At 67.4% G+C, this 15,151-nt stretch carries 19 protein-coding genes; 6 read left to right on the top strand and 13 right to left on the bottom strand.

Annotation, left to right across the window (positions count from 1 at the left end; all coding sequences use genetic code 11):
* Window positions 1-109 precede the first annotated feature (109 nt).
* Window positions 110-952 (top strand): oxygen-dependent coproporphyrinogen oxidase, encoded by an 843-nt coding sequence (gene hemF, locus AVT10_RS00855; protein ID WP_066687077.1) that lies wholly within the window; start codon window positions 110-112, stop codon window positions 950-952.
* 4 nt (window positions 953-956) lie between these two features.
* Window positions 957-1,550 (top strand): GNAT family N-acetyltransferase, encoded by a 594-nt coding sequence (locus AVT10_RS00850; protein ID WP_066687074.1) that lies wholly within the window; start codon window positions 957-959, stop codon window positions 1,548-1,550.
* On the opposite strand, the gene AVT10_RS00845 is transcribed toward AVT10_RS00850, so the two are convergent.
* Entirely contained in the window at window positions 1,523-2,257 is a 735-nt protein-coding gene (locus tag AVT10_RS00845) for a hypothetical protein (RefSeq protein WP_126012312.1), read from the bottom strand. The two genes, AVT10_RS00850 and AVT10_RS00845, sit on opposite strands and share 28 nt — an antisense overlap.
* Entirely contained in the window at window positions 2,254-3,090 is an 837-nt protein-coding gene (locus AVT10_RS00840) for a hypothetical protein (RefSeq protein ID WP_066687068.1), read from the bottom strand. Before AVT10_RS00840 ends, AVT10_RS00845 begins: the two co-directional genes overlap by 4 nt.
* 60 nt (window positions 3,091-3,150) lie before the next feature.
* Here AVT10_RS00840 and lipB point away from each other — a divergent pair, with 60 nt between their 5' ends.
* The 4 genes from lipB (at window position 3,151) to AVT10_RS00820 (ending at window position 5,518) form a co-directional block, all read left to right on the top strand.
* On the top strand, window positions 3,151-3,837 hold the full coding sequence (gene lipB, locus AVT10_RS00835; RefSeq protein WP_066687065.1) for a lipoyl(octanoyl) transferase LipB: 687 nt from the start codon (window positions 3,151-3,153) through the stop codon (window positions 3,835-3,837).
* A gap of 89 nt (window positions 3,838-3,926) precedes the next feature.
* Window positions 3,927-4,199, top strand: coding sequence for a hypothetical protein (locus AVT10_RS00830; protein ID WP_066687061.1), 273 nt, complete (start codon window positions 3,927-3,929; stop codon window positions 4,197-4,199).
* Window positions 4,200-4,404: 205 nt separating this feature from the next.
* A complete protein-coding gene (locus AVT10_RS00825) occupies window positions 4,405-5,076 on the top strand; it encodes a hypothetical protein (protein ID WP_066687050.1) in 672 nt (223 codons plus the stop codon).
* A 307-nt stretch (window positions 5,077-5,383) separates the two neighbouring features.
* Window positions 5,384-5,518 (top strand): entericidin A/B family lipoprotein, encoded by a 135-nt coding sequence (locus AVT10_RS00820; protein WP_066687046.1) that lies wholly within the window; start codon window positions 5,384-5,386, stop codon window positions 5,516-5,518.
* A 98-nt stretch (window positions 5,519-5,616) separates the two neighbouring features.
* On the opposite strand, the gene tatC is transcribed toward AVT10_RS00820, so the two are convergent.
* From tatC to AVT10_RS00765, 11 genes are all read right to left on the bottom strand, one after another.
* Window positions 5,617-6,405 (bottom strand): twin-arginine translocase subunit TatC, encoded by a 789-nt coding sequence (gene tatC, locus AVT10_RS00815; protein ID WP_066687042.1) that lies wholly within the window; start codon window positions 6,403-6,405, stop codon window positions 5,617-5,619.
* Entirely contained in the window at window positions 6,402-6,812 is a 411-nt protein-coding gene (gene tatB, locus AVT10_RS00810) for a Sec-independent protein translocase protein TatB (protein WP_066687039.1), read from the bottom strand. The genes tatC and tatB overlap by 4 nt, the downstream gene beginning before the upstream one ends.
* Before the next feature lie 47 nt (window positions 6,813-6,859).
* Complete coding sequence (locus AVT10_RS00805) at window positions 6,860-7,138, bottom strand: twin-arginine translocase TatA/TatE family subunit (protein WP_066687035.1); 279 nt, start codon at window positions 7,136-7,138, stop codon at window positions 6,860-6,862.
* A 38-nt stretch (window positions 7,139-7,176) separates the two neighbouring features.
* Window positions 7,177-7,743, bottom strand: coding sequence for an SMC-Scp complex subunit ScpB (gene scpB, locus AVT10_RS00800; protein ID WP_066687032.1), 567 nt, complete (start codon window positions 7,741-7,743; stop codon window positions 7,177-7,179).
* Window positions 7,740-8,471: a segregation and condensation protein A gene (locus tag AVT10_RS00795; protein ID WP_066687029.1), complete on the bottom strand. Its 732-nt coding sequence runs from the start codon at window positions 8,469-8,471 to the stop codon at window positions 7,740-7,742. Before AVT10_RS00795 ends, scpB begins: the two co-directional genes overlap by 4 nt.
* Window positions 8,472-8,503: 32 nt before the next feature.
* A complete protein-coding gene (locus AVT10_RS00790) occupies window positions 8,504-8,935 on the bottom strand; it encodes a hypothetical protein (protein ID WP_066687026.1) in 432 nt (143 codons plus the stop codon).
* A 65-nt stretch (window positions 8,936-9,000) separates the two neighbouring features.
* Entirely contained in the window at window positions 9,001-10,005 is a 1,005-nt protein-coding gene (gene nagZ / locus AVT10_RS00785; RefSeq protein ID WP_066687023.1) for a beta-N-acetylhexosaminidase, read from the bottom strand.
* Window positions 10,006-10,051: 46 nt separating this feature from the next.
* The gene (locus tag AVT10_RS00780; RefSeq protein WP_232307819.1) at window positions 10,052-10,783 is read right to left on the bottom strand and encodes an SPOR domain-containing protein; all 732 of its coding nucleotides are present in this window, start codon (window positions 10,781-10,783) and stop codon (window positions 10,052-10,054) included.
* On the bottom strand, window positions 10,783-12,510 hold the full coding sequence (argS, locus tag AVT10_RS00775) for an arginine--tRNA ligase (RefSeq protein ID WP_066687020.1): 1,728 nt from the start codon (window positions 12,508-12,510) through the stop codon (window positions 10,783-10,785). The genes AVT10_RS00780 and argS overlap by 1 nt, the downstream gene beginning before the upstream one ends.
* A 62-nt stretch (window positions 12,511-12,572) precedes the next feature.
* Window positions 12,573-13,718, bottom strand: coding sequence for a DUF1501 domain-containing protein (locus tag AVT10_RS00770; RefSeq protein WP_066687018.1), 1,146 nt, complete (start codon window positions 13,716-13,718; stop codon window positions 12,573-12,575).
* A gap of 3 nt (window positions 13,719-13,721) precedes the next feature.
* Window positions 13,722-15,140, bottom strand: coding sequence for a DUF1800 domain-containing protein (locus tag AVT10_RS00765; RefSeq protein ID WP_066687016.1), 1,419 nt, complete (start codon window positions 15,138-15,140; stop codon window positions 13,722-13,724).
* Between the last annotated feature and the right edge of the window lie 11 nt (window positions 15,141-15,151).

Below are 15,151 nucleotides of genomic sequence, written 5' to 3'. Positions count from 1 at the left end.
TCTTCTACCGGCGAACCCTGCTGACGTCGACCCCGTTTTTGACACCGGTTTCCTGTGCTCATAACGAGAGGCTTTGCGAGCGCGTGCGTTCCGGCCTAAGTCGCGTGCCATGCAACCGCTCGATCTCCAGCAACAATCCGCCCGTACCTGGTTCGAATCGCTGCGCGACCGCATCTGCTCCGCGTTCGAAGCGATCGAACGCGAGGCGGGATCGGACGCCGCCTTCGCCTATACCCCATGGGACCGGGTCGATCCGTCGGGTGCGCCGGGCGGCGGCGGCGTGCGGGGCGTGATGAAGGGAAAGGTCTTCGAAAAGGTCGGTGTGAACGTCTCGACCGTCGGCGGCACCTTCGAGGGCGAATTCGCCAAGTCGATCCACGGCGCGGCGGACGACCCGCGCTTCTTCGCGACCGGCATCAGCCTCGTCGCGCACATGACCAATCCGCATGTCCCCGCGGTGCACATGAACACCCGCTTCCTCGTGACGACGAAGCGCTGGTTCGGCGGCGGAGCCGATCTCAACCCGCCCATCCCCTATGCGGAGGACACCGCGGATTTCCATGCCGCGATGCAGGCGGCGTGCGACGCGCACGATCCGGCGCATTACCCCAAATTCAAACAATGGGCCGACGACTATTTCTACATCCCGCATCGCGGCGTCCATCGCGGCGTCGGTGGCATTTTCTACGACCATCTGGGCAATGATTGGGACGGTGATTTCGCCTTCACCCGGGATGTTGGAGAGGCGTTCCTGTCGATCTATCCGCAGCTGGTGCGGCGGCGCAGGGCGATGCCCTATGACGATGCCGACCGGGCGCGACAGCTCGAATGGCGCGGCCGCTATGCCGAGTTCAACCTGGTCTATGATCGCGGCACGCTGTTCGGCCTGAAGACTGGCGGCAATATCGATGCGATCCTGATGAGCCTGCCGCCGCTCGCGACCTGGAGCTGACGCCATGGGGTTGATACCGGTCAAGCCGGGCGAGGTCGCGACCATCGTCACCTCGCTGGAGATGCTGGAGCGGCCGCGCCCCGCCCCGCTGCCGCCCTCTCCGCTGCGGCTGGTGCGCTGGGAAAGGCCGGGCGTCGATCGGTATCGCGCGCTGTTCCGGCGGGTCGGCGGGCCGTGGCTGTGGTTTTCGCGGCTGGTGATGGACGACGACCGGCTGACCGCGATCATCCACGACGATGCCGTCCGCATCTGGGCCGTGGTCGACCGCGCGGGGATCGAGATCGGGATGCTCGAACTCGACTTTCGCACGGCGGGCGAATGCGAGCTGTCCTATGTCGGCCTGATCCCCGAACTGGCCGGCAAGGGCCATGGCCGCTGGCTGATGGCGCATGCGCTGGCGATGGCGTGGGCGAAGGACGTGCGGCGGGTATGGGTGCATACCTGCACGCTCGACCATCCCGGCGCGCTTGGCTTCTATCGCCGGTCGGGCTTCGTGCCGTACCAGCGCACCATCGAAACCTTCGCCGACCCGCGAATCGCCGGGGCGTTGCCCGACGATTGCGGCGCGCATTACCCCTTGCTGGCTAGCCGGCGGTAGATCGTCGCGCGGACCAGCGTATAGGCGATAGCCGCCGCCATCGACATTGCCGAGATCGCGATCGCGATGATGCCGGCGGTAAACGGATTGGTCCCGCCCGCCGACGCCGCGCGGGCGATGCTCTGCAGCGCCGACTGGATGAAATAGGCGCCAAGGTGGATCAGCGCCCAGAGCGACAGCAGTTGCAGGACCCGACCGCGCGTCAGATCGAGCGCCCGCCCGACCGCATCGCCGAACCGCCGCTCCGGCTCGGCCAGCAGCACCGGCATCACCATCGCCGCGCGACCGATGACATAGAGCCCGGGCACGATGAACAGCGCCACGCCGCACACCAACGCGATGTTGAGTAGCATCGTCGCGGCGATCAGTACCGGCAACCGCCGCGCGACGATCCGCAGCGCGTCGCCGACGGTGGGCCGCGCCGGATCGAGCAGCAGCGCGAGCAGCACGGCGACGCCGACCAGTTCCGCAACCATCTGAAACGCCAGTAACGGGGCATTGTCGACCAGGAAGGACTGCATCGACGCCATCAGTGCCTGATCGTCCTTCGGCTCGACCGGTACCGTAACGCTCGACTCGCGCATGAACAGCGCCAACGCCAGATTAGGCAGGAAGAAGAACACGCCCCCGACCGCGGCGATCACGTCGCGGTCCCGCTTCCAGATCTGTACCGCGTCGTGACAGGCGGCCGCGACGTTCAACCTCATGCGAAGACGGCCGCGTCGTCCTGCTGGCCGACGACTTCGCGGTACAGCTTGCCGACGAACGCGCTCTGGTACAGCGCCAGCGCCGCGCTGACCGCTGCCACGGCAAACGCCCCGGCGATGATGGCCGGCGACAGGCCACCGTCGTTGGCGGTGAACAGCCCGATCAGGCCGCCGACCACGAACTGCGCCGCCGACACCGCGACGCCGGCGACGATGCCGTAGAGGATCAGCACGCCGATCAGCTTGAACGTCATGCCGCGCGTCACGGCGAAGGCGCGGCCGATCGCGCCGACGCCCCGCCGCTCATGCGCGACCACGGCGTTGATCGGCAGCAACCGGGCCGACACCCACAGCAGGAACAACGCGAGCACAAAGAAATACAGCAGCGCGAAGCCGAGCTTGCCGATTTCCGAGGGCTGGGGCGGCACGCCGTTCATCACCGATGTGAAGTCGAATCCGCTCGCAACGGCCAGGACGACTCCGGGGATCGCCAGCACCGCCAGGATCGCCATCAGCACGATGCTGACCCCGATCATCGGCAGGAAGCGCGTGCGGGCCAGCGACAGCGCGACGCGATGCTGTTCCTGTCCGTTGGGCTGCGCCGAGAACGCGACCAGATAGAGCGCGCCCCATAGCGACACGACGGCGGTCACCAGCGACAAAACTCCCAGTAGCGCCGCCATGCCGCCAGTCGCATCGGCGCGGACGCCGTTCAGGCTGCCGCTGAGCGCCGGCACCGCGAATTGCGTGACCAGCAGCACCGGCATCAGTTCGCCGGCATGGTCGCGCACGAAATCCACGGCGCGGTCCCAGATCGTCCCGATCTTTGCCATCGTTGCACTTGCTCCCCTTTTATCCGATGGAAGCTCTACCCATCCTGATCCTGAATGAAAATGGCCCCTGACCCCCACGTCCCGCCCGTCGCGACCGCGCAGCAGATCGAATGGCGCCCCGAAACCGGACAGATCGACTACCCCGTGGCGCTGGCGACCATGGAGACCCGCGCGACCGCGATCGCCGATGGCATGGCGGCCGAAATGATCTGGCTGCTTGAACATCCGCCGCTCTACACCGCCGGCACCAGCGCCGACCCCGCCGAGTTGCTCGACCCGCGCTTTCCCGTTCATGCCGCGGGGCGCGGCGGGCGCTACACCTATCACGGTCCTGGCCAGCGGATCGGTTACCTGATGCTCGACCTGACGCGGCGCGGACGCGACGTGCGCCGCTTCGTCCATGCGGTGGAGTCGTGGGTGATCGGTGCGCTGGCGACCTTCGACATCCATGCCTATGCCGTGCCCGATCGCATCGGCATCTGGACGTCCGATGGCGGCACCGAAGCGAAGATCGGCGCGATCGGCGTACGGGTGCGCCGCTGGGCGACGCTGCACGGATTTTCGGTCAATCTGGCCCCAGATTTGTCACATTTCGGGGGCATCGTCCCGTGTGGGATCGCCGAATTTCCCGTGACCAGCGCAGCGGCGCTTGGAAAGACGGTCGACCCGGGAATGTTCGATGCAGCGCTCGCCGCCGGGTTGCCGGCTTTTCTGGACGGGCTGTACCCCCCTGCGAAAGAGGCTTGAGGGCAAGCACCCCTTCGACTAATGTCCAGCACGGATTGGGTATTAACGGCAAAAGAAACGCCGCCTATCCATAGCTTAGGGAGCTTACCATGCGTGCATTCTCGAAGATCCTGACCGGTTCGATCATCGCCGGCGCGGCGCTGGCGCTGTCGGCTTGCGGCGGCAACACCGAAACCACCGCCGACAACGCGACCATCACCGACCTGAACTCGACCGACATGATGGACGGCACGATGTCGGACAACATGACCGCCGTTGACGGCGCCATGGGCAACGACACCATGATGATGTCGAACGACAGCATGATGATGTCGAACGACACCATGATGTCGAACGAAGCCGGCATGACCAACGCCATGTAATCAGCCGATTTCGGCTATTCTGGCGAGGGGCCGTCCGGGCGACCGGGCGGCCCTTTTCGTTATCCGTCCCCGGCCGGCCGGATCGTTACGCCCCTGTGCGGCGAAACGTGGCGATCCGATGCAAGTTGGGGCTTGGGTCGCCACGAAAAACGCCTTAACCATCGCTGCTTGCCCTGGCGCCAAGCCCGCGCCGTGAAAGGAAGAGATGAGCGTAGTGCGTACCCTGGTCCTGGCCGCTGCCGCCGCCCTGACCGTCGCGGCATCCCCCGCGTCGGCCCAATTTTTTTTCAAGCCCTATGATCTGGAGGGCCCGCGCGTCACCGGGGAGGAACCGGGCGTCACGACGCAGGTGCTGCCCGGCGCGACCCCGGCCGAGCTGCGCGCGGCGGTGCTGTGGAACATGCGCTCGGCGCTGAACGTCGCGGCGCTGCAATGCCAGTTCGAACCGACGATGCAGACGCTGAACAACTACAACGCGATGCTGTTCGACCATGCCGACGAGCTGAAGGACAGCTATGCCGCGCTGGACAAGTATTTCGATCGGACCACCGGTTCGCTGAAGGCCGGCCAGACCGCGCTCGACCAGTTCGGTACGCGGGTGTATTCCAGCTTCTCGACCGTGTCGGCGCAGCTCGGCTTCTGCCAGGCCGCGAACGAGATCGGGCAGGAAGCGCTGTTCGTGCCGCGCGGCTATCTGGGCGAATTCGCCCAGCTGCGGATGCGCAAGCTGCGCAATTCGCTGGTTCCCTACGGCGAACAGCAGTTCACGCGGCAGATTCCGTATATGCGCCCGGTGCGCCTGTACCAGTTCGAAAACCCGAAATGCTGGCGCAAGGGCATCTGGCAGACCAAGAAGTGCGGCGCGTTCCCCAGCTGACGCCGCTTTCCAAAAAAAAACGCGGAATACCGGAACCAAGGATAAGGCCTGCCGTTATCACCCTCGGATAGCGATCTTATGCCCCCCCGCTCTCGCTATCCGCTAAAAGGACCCGGTAGGCGCAAACCCTCCCCCCCCCCCCGGTAGTGCCACCGGGTCCATATACTGGTTTCACCTAAGCGACCCGTCGGCCTCAAAACCGGCGGGTCGCTTTTTGCTGGCCATCCCATTTCCATGCCGGAACGAATATTTTCGCCAAACATTCTTTCGCCGGAGCGAGCGAGTCTCGCGAAACCGGGAGATCGATATGCGTAAGATTCTGAGCCTTGCCGTAGTGGCCGGCGCCCTGGCCGTCAGCGCCTGCAACACCGTCGAAGGTGTCGGTAGGGACGTGTCGTCGGCCGGCAACGCCGTCGCGGGCGCCGCCAAGGACAGCAAGTAAGTCGCATCCGGCGCTAGAGACGCCGGAACGACAAGGGCGGCCCGGACCATGTCCGAGCCGCCCTTTTTCGTGTCGGACGCCAGAGAGCCACGCCGGCGTCAGATGGTCTGGTCGTCGACCTCGCTGACTTCGTCCGTAGCGGGATCGCGCTTCGCCCGACGCTTCTCGGTGAACCAGATCGCGATCAGCGCCAGTTCGTAGAGCAGGATCAGCGGTACAGCGAGCAGGAACTGTGACCCGATGTCCGGCGGCGTCGCGACCGCAGCGATCGCGAAGGCGGCGACGATCGCGTACCGCCGCGCCCCGACCAGCTGCTTGCGCGTAACGATGCCGGCCAACTCCAGCAGCATCAACAGCACCGGCAACAGGAAGGCAAGGCCGAACGCGAACAGAAACTGCATCACGAACGAGAGGTAATTCTCGATCGAGGGCATCGCCTCCTGCTCGACGCCGCCCAGATTGCCCTGATATCCGAGCAGGAAATGCAGCGCGACCGGGATGGTGACGTAATAGGCCAGCGCAGCACCGGCGATGAACAGCACCGGCGTCGCCAGCAGGAACGGGAACAGCGCCTTCTTTTCGTTGCGGTACAGGCCCGGTGCCACGAACTGCCAGAGCTGGTTCGCGATCACCGGAAAGGACAGCATCATCGCGGCGAAGAACGCCACCTTGATCTGGACGAAGAACGCCTCGAAAATCTGGGTGAAGATCACGCGCTTCTGCCCCGCCGCCAGCAAGGGCTTGAGCAGGAACGTCAGGATCTGGTGCGAAAAATAGAAGCAGAGCGCAAAGCACGCGGCTACCGCGACCACCGAATAAAGCAGGCGACGGCGCAATTCGATCAGGTGATCGAGCAAGGGTGCCTGGCTGTCGTCGATATCGTTCATGACGGGGCCTTGCCATCAGCGGCGGGCGGATGGTCGCCGGGTGCTTCACGCAGTTCGGGCCGTTCGACCATCACCGGAGCCGGATCGTCCTCGGGCGATGCCGGAGCGGGATCATGGACCGGCGGCGGCGGCGAAGGCGCGTCGATCGGGTGCACGGCCGCCGGCGGATCGGCGGGATGCTCGCGCATGATCCGGGCGTTTTCCTCCGCCCATTTCTTTTCCATTTCCGCCAGTTCGGCTTCGCGCACCATCGTGTCGAAACCTGAGCGGAACTGGCGCGCGACGCCACGCGCCTTGCCGACCCACAGGCCGACGATACGCATGGCCTTCGGCAAATCCTTGGGACCGATGACGACCAGCGCGACCAGCGCGACGACCATCAATTCGGTGGGAGCGATATCGAACATCGGCGCTCAAGGTCGGGCGGGCGCCACGGCCCGCCGGGGAATGGAAGTCAGCGGTCGCCGTGTGGGCGGTCGTCGCGAACGGGGTCGCGGTGCAGCGGGTCTCGCGGCGCCGGATCACGATCATAGCCAGTATCGAGCGGACGCTGTTCCAGCCGTTCGCGCGGACGCGCGGGCGGCGGCACATCGTCATCCTCGGCCATGCCCTTCTTGAAGCTCTTCAGCCCCTTGGCCACGTCGCCCATCATGTCGGAAAACCGACCCTTGCCGAACAGCAGCAGGATCGCGACGCCGACGATAAGCCAGTGCCAAATGCTAAGACCACCCATCGTCTACACTCCAAGCGAAACGGATCGTTGCCGTCCACTTAGTCGCTATCGCCGCCGCTTTCCAGCACGCTTGCAAAGGCATCGTCGATTGGTTCGAGCAGACTCGCCGCGCGCAAATCGTCGATCCCCGGCAGGTCGCGGCGACTGTTCAGCCCGAAATGGTCGAGAAACGCCTGCGTCGTTGCGTACGCCAGCGGACGGCCCGGCACCTCGCGCCTGCCCGCCGGTCGGACCCAACCCGCCGCCAGCAACACATCGATCGTGCCCTTGGAAATCTGCACGCCGCGGATCGATTCGATGTCCGCACGGGTCGCCGGCTCATGATAGGCGATGATCGCCAGTGTCTCGATCGCGGCGCGCGACAGGCGGCGCGACTCGTCGCGGTCGCGGCGCAGGAAATGGGCTAGGTCGGGCGCAGTTTCGAAATGCCAATGCTCTCCCCGCCGGACCAGGCCGAAGCCGCGCCCGGCATGATCCGCCTCGATCGTGGTGAGCGCGGCACGGACATCCCCGTCCCCGACATAGGCGGCGATCATCGCGACCGTCATCGGTGCTTCGCTGGCGAACAGCACCGCCTCTACCGCACGGACGAACGGATCGGTCATGCGATGCGCCGGATATCGATCGGCCCGAACGGCGCATCCTGCCGGATCGCCACCCGCCCCTGCCGCGCAAGTTCGAGCGTCGCCAAAAAGGTCGATGCGAGCGCCGAACGCCGATAGCGCTCCTCGGCATCGATCGGCAGGAAGGCGGCGATCGAGGTCCAGTCGATCCGCGTGCCGAGCATCGCCTCGACCCGTTCGATCGCAACCTCCAGCGTCATCACCGGTCGCGTCGCGACGACATGCAGCACCGGGCGGGTCCGGGCGCTGATCCGGCCATAGGCTTCGATCAGATCGTACAGGCCGGCGTCCCACCGCGCCTTGCGCACGACGTTCAGCCCTTCGGGATCGCCACGCAGGAACACGTCGCGGCCGATGCGGTCGCGCGCCATCAATCGCGCGCCGGCCTCCCGCATCGCATCGAGTCGTTCGAGCCGCAGTTGCAGGCGCAGCGCCAATTCCTCCGGGTCGGGATCCATTTCCGGTTCGCGCGGCAGCAGCAACGCGGATTTCAGATAGGCAAGCCACGCCGCCATCACGAGCCAGTCGGCCGCCAGTTCGAGCCGCAGGGCAGTGACCCGATCGATCCAGCGCAGATATTGCTCGACCAGCGCAAGGATCGATATCCGGCGCAGATCGACCTTCTGCGTCCGGGCGAGCGCCAGCAGCAGGTCGAGCGGCCCTTCCCACCCGTCCAGTTCGATCGTCAGTACCGGCGCATCGGCGTCCATGGCGCGATCCTACCGGCTCGCCGCGCGATCCGTCACCGATATTCGTGCGTGACGTCCTGATGCACGCCGCGCAGCCGGACGGCTCGGCCGTTCTCGATGTCGGGGGCGGCAACGATACGGAGCCAGCGGAACGGCTGACCGGGCGCGTCGACCGCCGCATCGATGGTGAAGCCGCGGTGGTGGCGAATGGCATGGCTGCGCAGCCGTTCGACGGCCGCGCGCGATTCGGGCCGATACATCGGCAGGACACATTCGCGCTTCGGGGGTACGCCGATCGGCAGCCCGAACAGGAGGAAGGTCGCTTCGGACCAGGTCAGTCGGTTCGTCGTCAGATCGCAGGAGAATGGGCCGTCGCCGGCCAGACCGGGGCTGTAGCCGATGTCGAGCAGCCCTTCGGACAGGCGCAGTCCCCGTTCGAAGATCGGCCAGCTATGATGCAGGGGCAGAGGCTCGGTCGGCAGCATCTTCCGGTTCCCAGGCGGCAGGCGCGGGCAGGATAATACCGCCTGGTTAAGAACCGATAAGCGCCTTAGGCAAGCGCCAGCAGGCGGTCGCGCGTGTCGACCAGTTCGGCGAGCGGAACCGGGCTGGCAGTGCCGATCCCCGCCATCGCACGGTCGAGGCGCGCGCGGGACACCGGTGCGATATCGTCCAGCCGATCCGCGATCGCTGCCATCTCCTCCATGCGCGCCCAGCAGTCGAGCACGACATCGCAACCCGCGGCGATGGCGTCCGCCGCCTTGTCGGCGGGCGCACCGCTCAACGCCTTCATGTCGATGTCGTCGGTCATCAACAGCCCGTCGAAGCCGATCCGCCCGCGGATGATATCGCGGATGACCGTTGGCGACAGGGTGGCGGGCAGCGCCGCGTCCCATGCCTCGAACACGACATGCGCGGTCATCGCCATCGGCGCGGAAGACAGCGTCGCAAACGGCGAGATATCCTGTTCGAGCGCATCGGCGGGTGCGGAGACGCGCGGCAGCTCGAGGTGGCTGTCGACCGTCGCGCGGCCATGGCCCGGCATGTGCTTGACGATGCCGACCACTCCGGCCGCGGCCAGTCCGTCGAGCGTCGCGCGGCCAAGTGCTGCGACCTGCATCGGGTCCGCACCGAAGCTGCGGTCGCCGATCGCGCCGGTCATATCGGACTGCGCCACGTCGAGCAGCGGCGTCGCATCGACCGTCACCCCGACCTCCGCCAGCATGACGCCCAGTGCCTGCCCATTGGCCTTCGCCGCCGCGATGGCGGAGGACGGCGCACGATCGTACAGCGCGGCGAAGGCCGAGGGGGCGGGAAAGGCGGGCCACACCGGCGGCTGCATCCGCGCAACGCGACCCCCTTCCTGATCGATCAGGATCGGCAGGTCCGCCCGCCCCGACAGATCGCGCAATGAATCGGTCAGGGCGCGCATCTGATCCCGATCGACGCAGTTGCGACCGAACAGGATATAGCCGAGCGGATCGGCCGCGCGGAACAGCGCGGCTTCGTCGGCGGTCAGCGTCGGGCCGGACAGGCCAAAGATTACGGGCTTCATAGGGTGACGGCTACCGCAGGTCCCCGACCGCGACAACCGGGGTATGTCATCGGGCTATGAAGCAATTCTCTCCAGCCAGCTTGAGCTTGCCACAGAGGTCCGACGCCTGGTTCGCGCTGCCCGCATTCACGCGCAGGCGATAGACGGTCTTGCCCTTCACCTCCGCCGTCTGCACCGACTTGCCCAGGGGAGCCAGATAGGCGAAGCGGCGCGACAGCTGGTTCCACGCGGTGTTCGCCACGCCCTCGCTCGGGAAGGAGCCGAGCTGCACGACCGAACCGCCGGCACCCGGCGCGGTTTCGACCGGCGCGGCCGCCGCTGGCGCACGCGCTTCCAACCGCGTAGTGGTGGTCGGCACGGCCGTCGCCACCCGCCCGGTGCCGCTGCTGGTCGGACCGGCGGCAGGCGCGGCGGCCTTGCCCTGGATCGGTGCTTCGGGAACGGCGTTCAGGTTGACCGACGCGTTGCCCCCAGTCGCCCCCTCGCTGGTCGCGATCGCGGTGTCGCTGTCGCCGGTCACGCGCATGCCGTCGGCTTCCTGCGGGCGGGTCTTGTACGGACCCTCCGGCGCGGCGATCAGGTCGCCGGTGCCGCTGGCGGTCGGCGCGCCTCGATGGCGCAGCAAGGCAAAGGCGATCGTGCCGACCATCAGCAGGCCGATCAGCACGATCAGCACCGTGCGCCAGATCGGACGCGCGGGTTCCGGCTCCGGCTCCGCGCTTTCCAGCCAGGGCAGGCGTTCGTGGTCGGGATCGCCGGATGCGATCATGTCCGCCATCACTTCATCTCCTCGACCGCCTCGACACCCATGATGGCCAGGCCGTTGCGGATAATCTGCCCGATCGCGCGGGCGAGGAAAAGCCGCGCCTGCGTCAGCGCAGGGTCGTCGACCTGAAGGTACCGACGGGACGGATCGTCATTGCCCAGATTCCATGCCGCATGGAACTCCGCCGCCAGATCATAGAGATAGAAGGCGATCCGGTGCGGTTCGCGCGCCGCCGCCGCGCTTTCGACGACACGCGGGAACTGCGCCGCGCGCTTCACCAGCGCCAGCTCGACCGTATCGAGACGGGACAGGTCGGCGTTCGCGTCCTCGGCAATGCCCGCCTCCGCCGCGCGGCGGACGAGCGAATGGACGCGGGCATGGGCGTATTGCACGTAGAAGACCGGGTTGTCCTTCGACGCCTCGACCACCTTGGCGAAGTCGAAGTCCATCTGCGCATCGGCCTTGCGCGTCAGCATGGTGAAGCGGACGACGTCCTTGCCGACTTCGTTGACGACATCGGCCAGTGTCACGAAATTGCCGGCGCGCTTCGACATCTTGACCGGTTCGCCGCCGCGCAGCAGGCGTACCATCTGCACCAGCTTCACGTCGAAGCGGGTCTTGCCTTCCGTCAGTGCCTGCACCGCCGCGACGATCCGCTTGACCGTGCCGGCATGGTCCGCGCCCCAGATGTCGATCAGCTGATCGGCGCCCTGCGCCTTCTGGAAATGATAGGCGAGGTCGGCGCCGAAATAGGTCCAGCTGCCGTCCGACTTCCTGATCGGGCGGTCCTGGTCGTCGCCGAACTTCGTCGAGCGGAACAGCGGCAGTTCGACCGGTTCCCAGTCGTCGGGCAATTCGCCCTTCGGCGCCTCGAGCACGCCGTCATAGATCAGGTCACGTTCGCGCAGCCATGCCTCCGCCGCTTCGGGCTTGCCGGCCGCCTGCAGGTCCGCTTCCGACGAAAAGACGTCGTGGTGGATGCCGAGCAGTTGCAGGTCGGCGCGGATCATTTCCAGCATCGCTGCCACCGTCTTGGTGCGGAACAGCGCCAACCATTCCTCTTCGGGCGCATCGACGTAACGGTCGCCAAATTCGGCCGCGAGCATCTGCCCGACCGGGACCAGATAGTCCCCGGGGTACAGCCCTTCCGGGATGGTGATCGTCTCCCCCAGCGCCTCGCGGTAGCGCAGGTGCGCCGAGCGGGCGAGGACGGCGACCTGCCCGCCGGCATCGTTGACATAATATTCGCGGATGACGCGCGCGCCGTTCCATTCCAGCAGGCTTGCGAGCGCATCGCCCACCACCGCGCCGCGGCAATGGCCCATGTGCATCGGGCCGGTCGGGTTGGCCGAGACATATTCGATGTTCACCACCTGCCCCGCGCCGACCTGCGACCGGCCATAGGCGTCGCCGGCGTCGGCGATCGCGGTCAGTTCACCGCGCCACGTGTCGTCGGTGAGCGTCAGGTTAATAAAGCCGGGGCCGGCGACCGAGGCGCTAGCGACTTCGGGAAGGCCGGCAAGCTCGGCGACCAGCAGCTCGGCCAGCGCGCGCGGATTGGTCCTGGCCGGCTTGGCCAGCACCATCGCGGCGTTGGTCGACAGGTCGCCATGGGTCGTGTCACGCGGCGGTTCGACCGTGATCGCGCGTCGCTCCAACCCCGCCGGCAGGTCGCCACGGGCGACGAGCGTGTCGAGCGCGCGGTCGAGATGGGCGAAGAAACGGGGGTACAGCGTCATGGCGGTTCCGGTCGATTGATCCAAACGCGCCGCTTAGCCGATACCGCCGCCCCTGCAAAGGATCACGCCCGGATCAGTCCCGCAACCGGACGCCGGCCCGTGCTGCCGGGAAACAGGGTGGCCATGGTCCGCGCCGGATCGATACCGAAATGCCCGGCGACCGCGCCGGCGATCAGCGCGTCGAGATCGGTGGTCGGGGTCAGGTCGCGATCCTCGTACAGCTTGGTCAGACCCGGCCAATCGGCGACGACACGCTTGCCGATCACCGTGCCGCCCAGCAGCATCGTCGCGGTGGCAGTGCCGTGATCGGTGCCGCCGGTGCCGTTGATCCGCGCGGTACGGCCGAATTCGGTCGCGACCAGCACCAGCGTCTGGTTCCAGGCGGAGCCTAGACCGGTCTTGAGTGCGCCCACCATCGCATCCAGCGCCTTCAGTTGCGTGTTCAGCCGGCCGCGCTGCCCGGCATGGGTATCCCAGCCGCCGGTCTCGATCATCGCGATCCGCGCGCCATCCGCCGGGGCGAGCAGTCGGGCCGCCAGCGCTCCGGTCGCGGCGGCATTGCGACCGGCCTCGCCGCCCGCCTCCTGCGCCAGTTGCCGGGTCTGCATGGCTTGCGCCCATAGGCCGTGGAGCTGCGGATCTTCGGCATAGAGTTGCGTCACCCGCCCCAGCAGGTCGCCCGACGCGTCCGGGAGTGCCGACGGGGCGTAAGATGCGACTTCCTGCGTGCCCCGCAGCGCCAACGGCACCGTGGCGGCGACGGCGATCGCGCGTGCGGTGTCGCGGGGCAGCAGCGTCAGCAGCCGATTGAGCCACCCGTCGCGCACCGCATAGGCCTCCGCGCCGCCGGTCTCCAGCACGTTCTGCCCGTCGAAATGCGACCGGTCGCGATAGGGTGAGGCGACGGCATGGGCGAACAGCGCCTCCCCGCCATCGTACAGTCCGGCCATGCCCGACAGCGCCGGATGCAGCGCGAACATCGCGTCCAGCTTGCGCGCCGCCGTCGCGTCCTCCGCCCAGGCGCCGCGCAACGGTGCGAAGCCGGGATCGCCGGTCGGCATCAGCATCGCGAGGCCATCCGCAGCGCCGCGCTGGATGATGAACACGAAGCGCCGGTCGGTGGCGGCGCGGGCATAGGCGAGGCGCGGGGCGAAGGCGGTGGACAGGACGCCCACGCCGCCGATCAGGAAGGTTCGCCGGTCGGTCATGGCTTATCTCCGCAGGAACTGGGGCGCGACGAACAACAGCGCGAGGCCCTGTGCCGGGCTTTCGGCGCGAGCGATGGCGGCGGCAGTTGCGGATGCGAGACTGTCGGGAAACAGCCGCGTCGCCAGTGCGCGCGGATCGGGCGGTTCGCGCAAGCGGCCGACGAGACGTTCCGCCGCCTCGACCCGGCGCATCAGCGCGTCCGGTCCGGCCCAGCTGGCGGCGATGTCGTCGAACCCGATCGGCTGCCCCGGCCGCCAGATCGGCTGGCCGAGTTGCGCGAAGAGATTGACCAGCCCCCGTCCTTCCGTAGCGGGCGCATCGATGGCGCGGAGGGTGGCGACGGTCCATTCCCATGGGGTACGGAACTTGGCCGGGGCCGTCGTCCAACCTTCAGGGGCGGCGACCAGCGCGCGGTAGACGGTCGGCAGGTCACCACGCGACGACAGGAATGCCTGTTCGACCCGCGCGACGGCGGCAGGCGGCGGATCGTCGGCAATGAAGTGGCGGACCAGTTTCGTCGCGATGTGCTTCGCGGTCGCGGGATGGACCGCCAAATCGGCGAGCACCGCGGCCGACTGCCCTGCCCCGCCTTCGGCATAGCGCTTGCCGAGAATCTGACGCCCGCCCGGCTGGTGCAGCGCCGGGGCGAACACCGCCTCGCCCGGCTGGCGCGGCACGATCCGCGGCCCGCCCCGTCCCAGCCCGGCCACGGTCCAGCCGGTGAGCGCACGCGCCAGTTCGGTGACGTCGGCCTGCGCATAGCCGGTCCGGACGCCCAGCGTGTGCAGCTCCAGTATCTCGCGCGCCAGATTTTCGTTCAGCCCGGCGCGGCCGCCCATCCGCCGCTGGCCGAACGGGCTGTCGGGACCGACCGACTGCGCCTGATCAAGGTATAGCAGCATCGCCGGATGATGCTCGACCGCCAGCAGCAGGTCGTGGAAACGCCCCAGGACATGCGGGCGGATCGCGTCGAATTCGAAGGCGGCGGCAAGGCCGGTCACCTCCAGCTTGTCCGCCGATACCGCGAAATGGTTCGACCAGAAATGGGTGAGGCGTTCGACGAAGGGCGTGTCGCTGGCCACCGCAGCCGCGGTCCGGGCGGCAACGCCATCGAGGTAGAATTGGCGGACGCCGCGCCGGATCTGCGCCGCGCAAATGTCGGGCGGGTCGGCCGCCATCGGCATGGCGGCGGCGTCGGTCATGGCCGCCCGGCGTTCCTGCCGGACCATGCGCAGTTCGCTGCGGGCCTGCGCGACCGCCTGCCCCGCCACGCCGCTCGTCGCGATGCCGCCCAGCGCGGGCGGGCGCGGGTTCCAGCGATCGAACTGGTCGACCAGCCAGCGTCTCGGATCGGCCGGCGGCACCGCATCGCCGCGCGCGCCCAGCCCGAACCGGTTCCATGCAATCTCCGCAAGCGCCATCGCCCACGACT

The organism is Sphingomonas hankookensis (assembly GCF_001619955.1).
Taxonomy (GTDB): Bacteria; Pseudomonadota; Alphaproteobacteria; order Sphingomonadales; family Sphingomonadaceae; genus Sphingomonas; species Sphingomonas hankookensis_A.
The sequence above is the reverse complement of the archived record's forward strand: the minus strand, read 5'-3'. Positions and strand labels throughout refer to the sequence as shown.

Coding starts and splice junctions, on each gene's coding strand:
- AVT10_RS00790 (WP_066687026.1), bottom strand. CDS start 8,935: ATGCTGCCGACCGAGCCTCTGCCCCTGCATCATAGCTGGCCGATCTTC.
- AVT10_RS00830 (WP_066687061.1), top strand. CDS start 3,927: ATGCGTGCATTCTCGAAGATCCTGACCGGTTCGATCATCGCCGGCGCG.
- AVT10_RS00820 (WP_066687046.1), top strand. CDS start 5,384: ATGCGTAAGATTCTGAGCCTTGCCGTAGTGGCCGGCGCCCTGGCCGTC.
- AVT10_RS00845 (WP_126012312.1), bottom strand. CDS start 2,257: ATGAGGTTGAACGTCGCGGCCGCCTGTCACGACGCGGTACAGATCTGG.
- AVT10_RS00765 (WP_066687016.1), bottom strand. CDS start 15,140: ATGGCGCTTGCGGAGATTGCATGGAACCGGTTCGGGCTGGGCGCGCGC.
- AVT10_RS00770 (WP_066687018.1), bottom strand. CDS start 13,718: ATGACCGACCGGCGAACCTTCCTGATCGGCGGCGTGGGCGTCCTGTCC.
- AVT10_RS00795 (WP_066687029.1), bottom strand. CDS start 8,471: ATGGACGCCGATGCGCCGGTACTGACGATCGAACTGGACGGGTGGGAA.
- lipB (WP_066687065.1), top strand. CDS start 3,151: ATGGCCCCTGACCCCCACGTCCCGCCCGTCGCGACCGCGCAGCAGATC.
- tatC (WP_066687042.1), bottom strand. CDS start 6,405: ATGAACGATATCGACGACAGCCAGGCACCCTTGCTCGATCACCTGATC.
- AVT10_RS00780 (WP_232307819.1), bottom strand. CDS start 10,783: ATGGCGGACATGATCGCATCCGGCGATCCCGACCACGAACGCCTGCCC.
- AVT10_RS00825 (WP_066687050.1), top strand. CDS start 4,405: ATGAGCGTAGTGCGTACCCTGGTCCTGGCCGCTGCCGCCGCCCTGACC.
- hemF (WP_066687077.1), top strand. CDS start 110: ATGCAACCGCTCGATCTCCAGCAACAATCCGCCCGTACCTGGTTCGAA.
- nagZ (WP_066687023.1), bottom strand. CDS start 10,005: ATGAAGCCCGTAATCTTTGGCCTGTCCGGCCCGACGCTGACCGCCGAC.
- AVT10_RS00805 (WP_066687035.1), bottom strand. CDS start 7,138: ATGGGTGGTCTTAGCATTTGGCACTGGCTTATCGTCGGCGTCGCGATC.
- AVT10_RS00850 (WP_066687074.1), top strand. CDS start 957: ATGGGGTTGATACCGGTCAAGCCGGGCGAGGTCGCGACCATCGTCACC.
- AVT10_RS00840 (WP_066687068.1), bottom strand. CDS start 3,090: ATGGCAAAGATCGGGACGATCTGGGACCGCGCCGTGGATTTCGTGCGC.
- tatB (WP_066687039.1), bottom strand. CDS start 6,812: ATGTTCGATATCGCTCCCACCGAATTGATGGTCGTCGCGCTGGTCGCG.
- scpB (WP_066687032.1), bottom strand. CDS start 7,743: ATGACCGATCCGTTCGTCCGTGCGGTAGAGGCGGTGCTGTTCGCCAGC.
- argS (WP_066687020.1), bottom strand. CDS start 12,510: ATGACGCTGTACCCCCGTTTCTTCGCCCATCTCGACCGCGCGCTCGAC.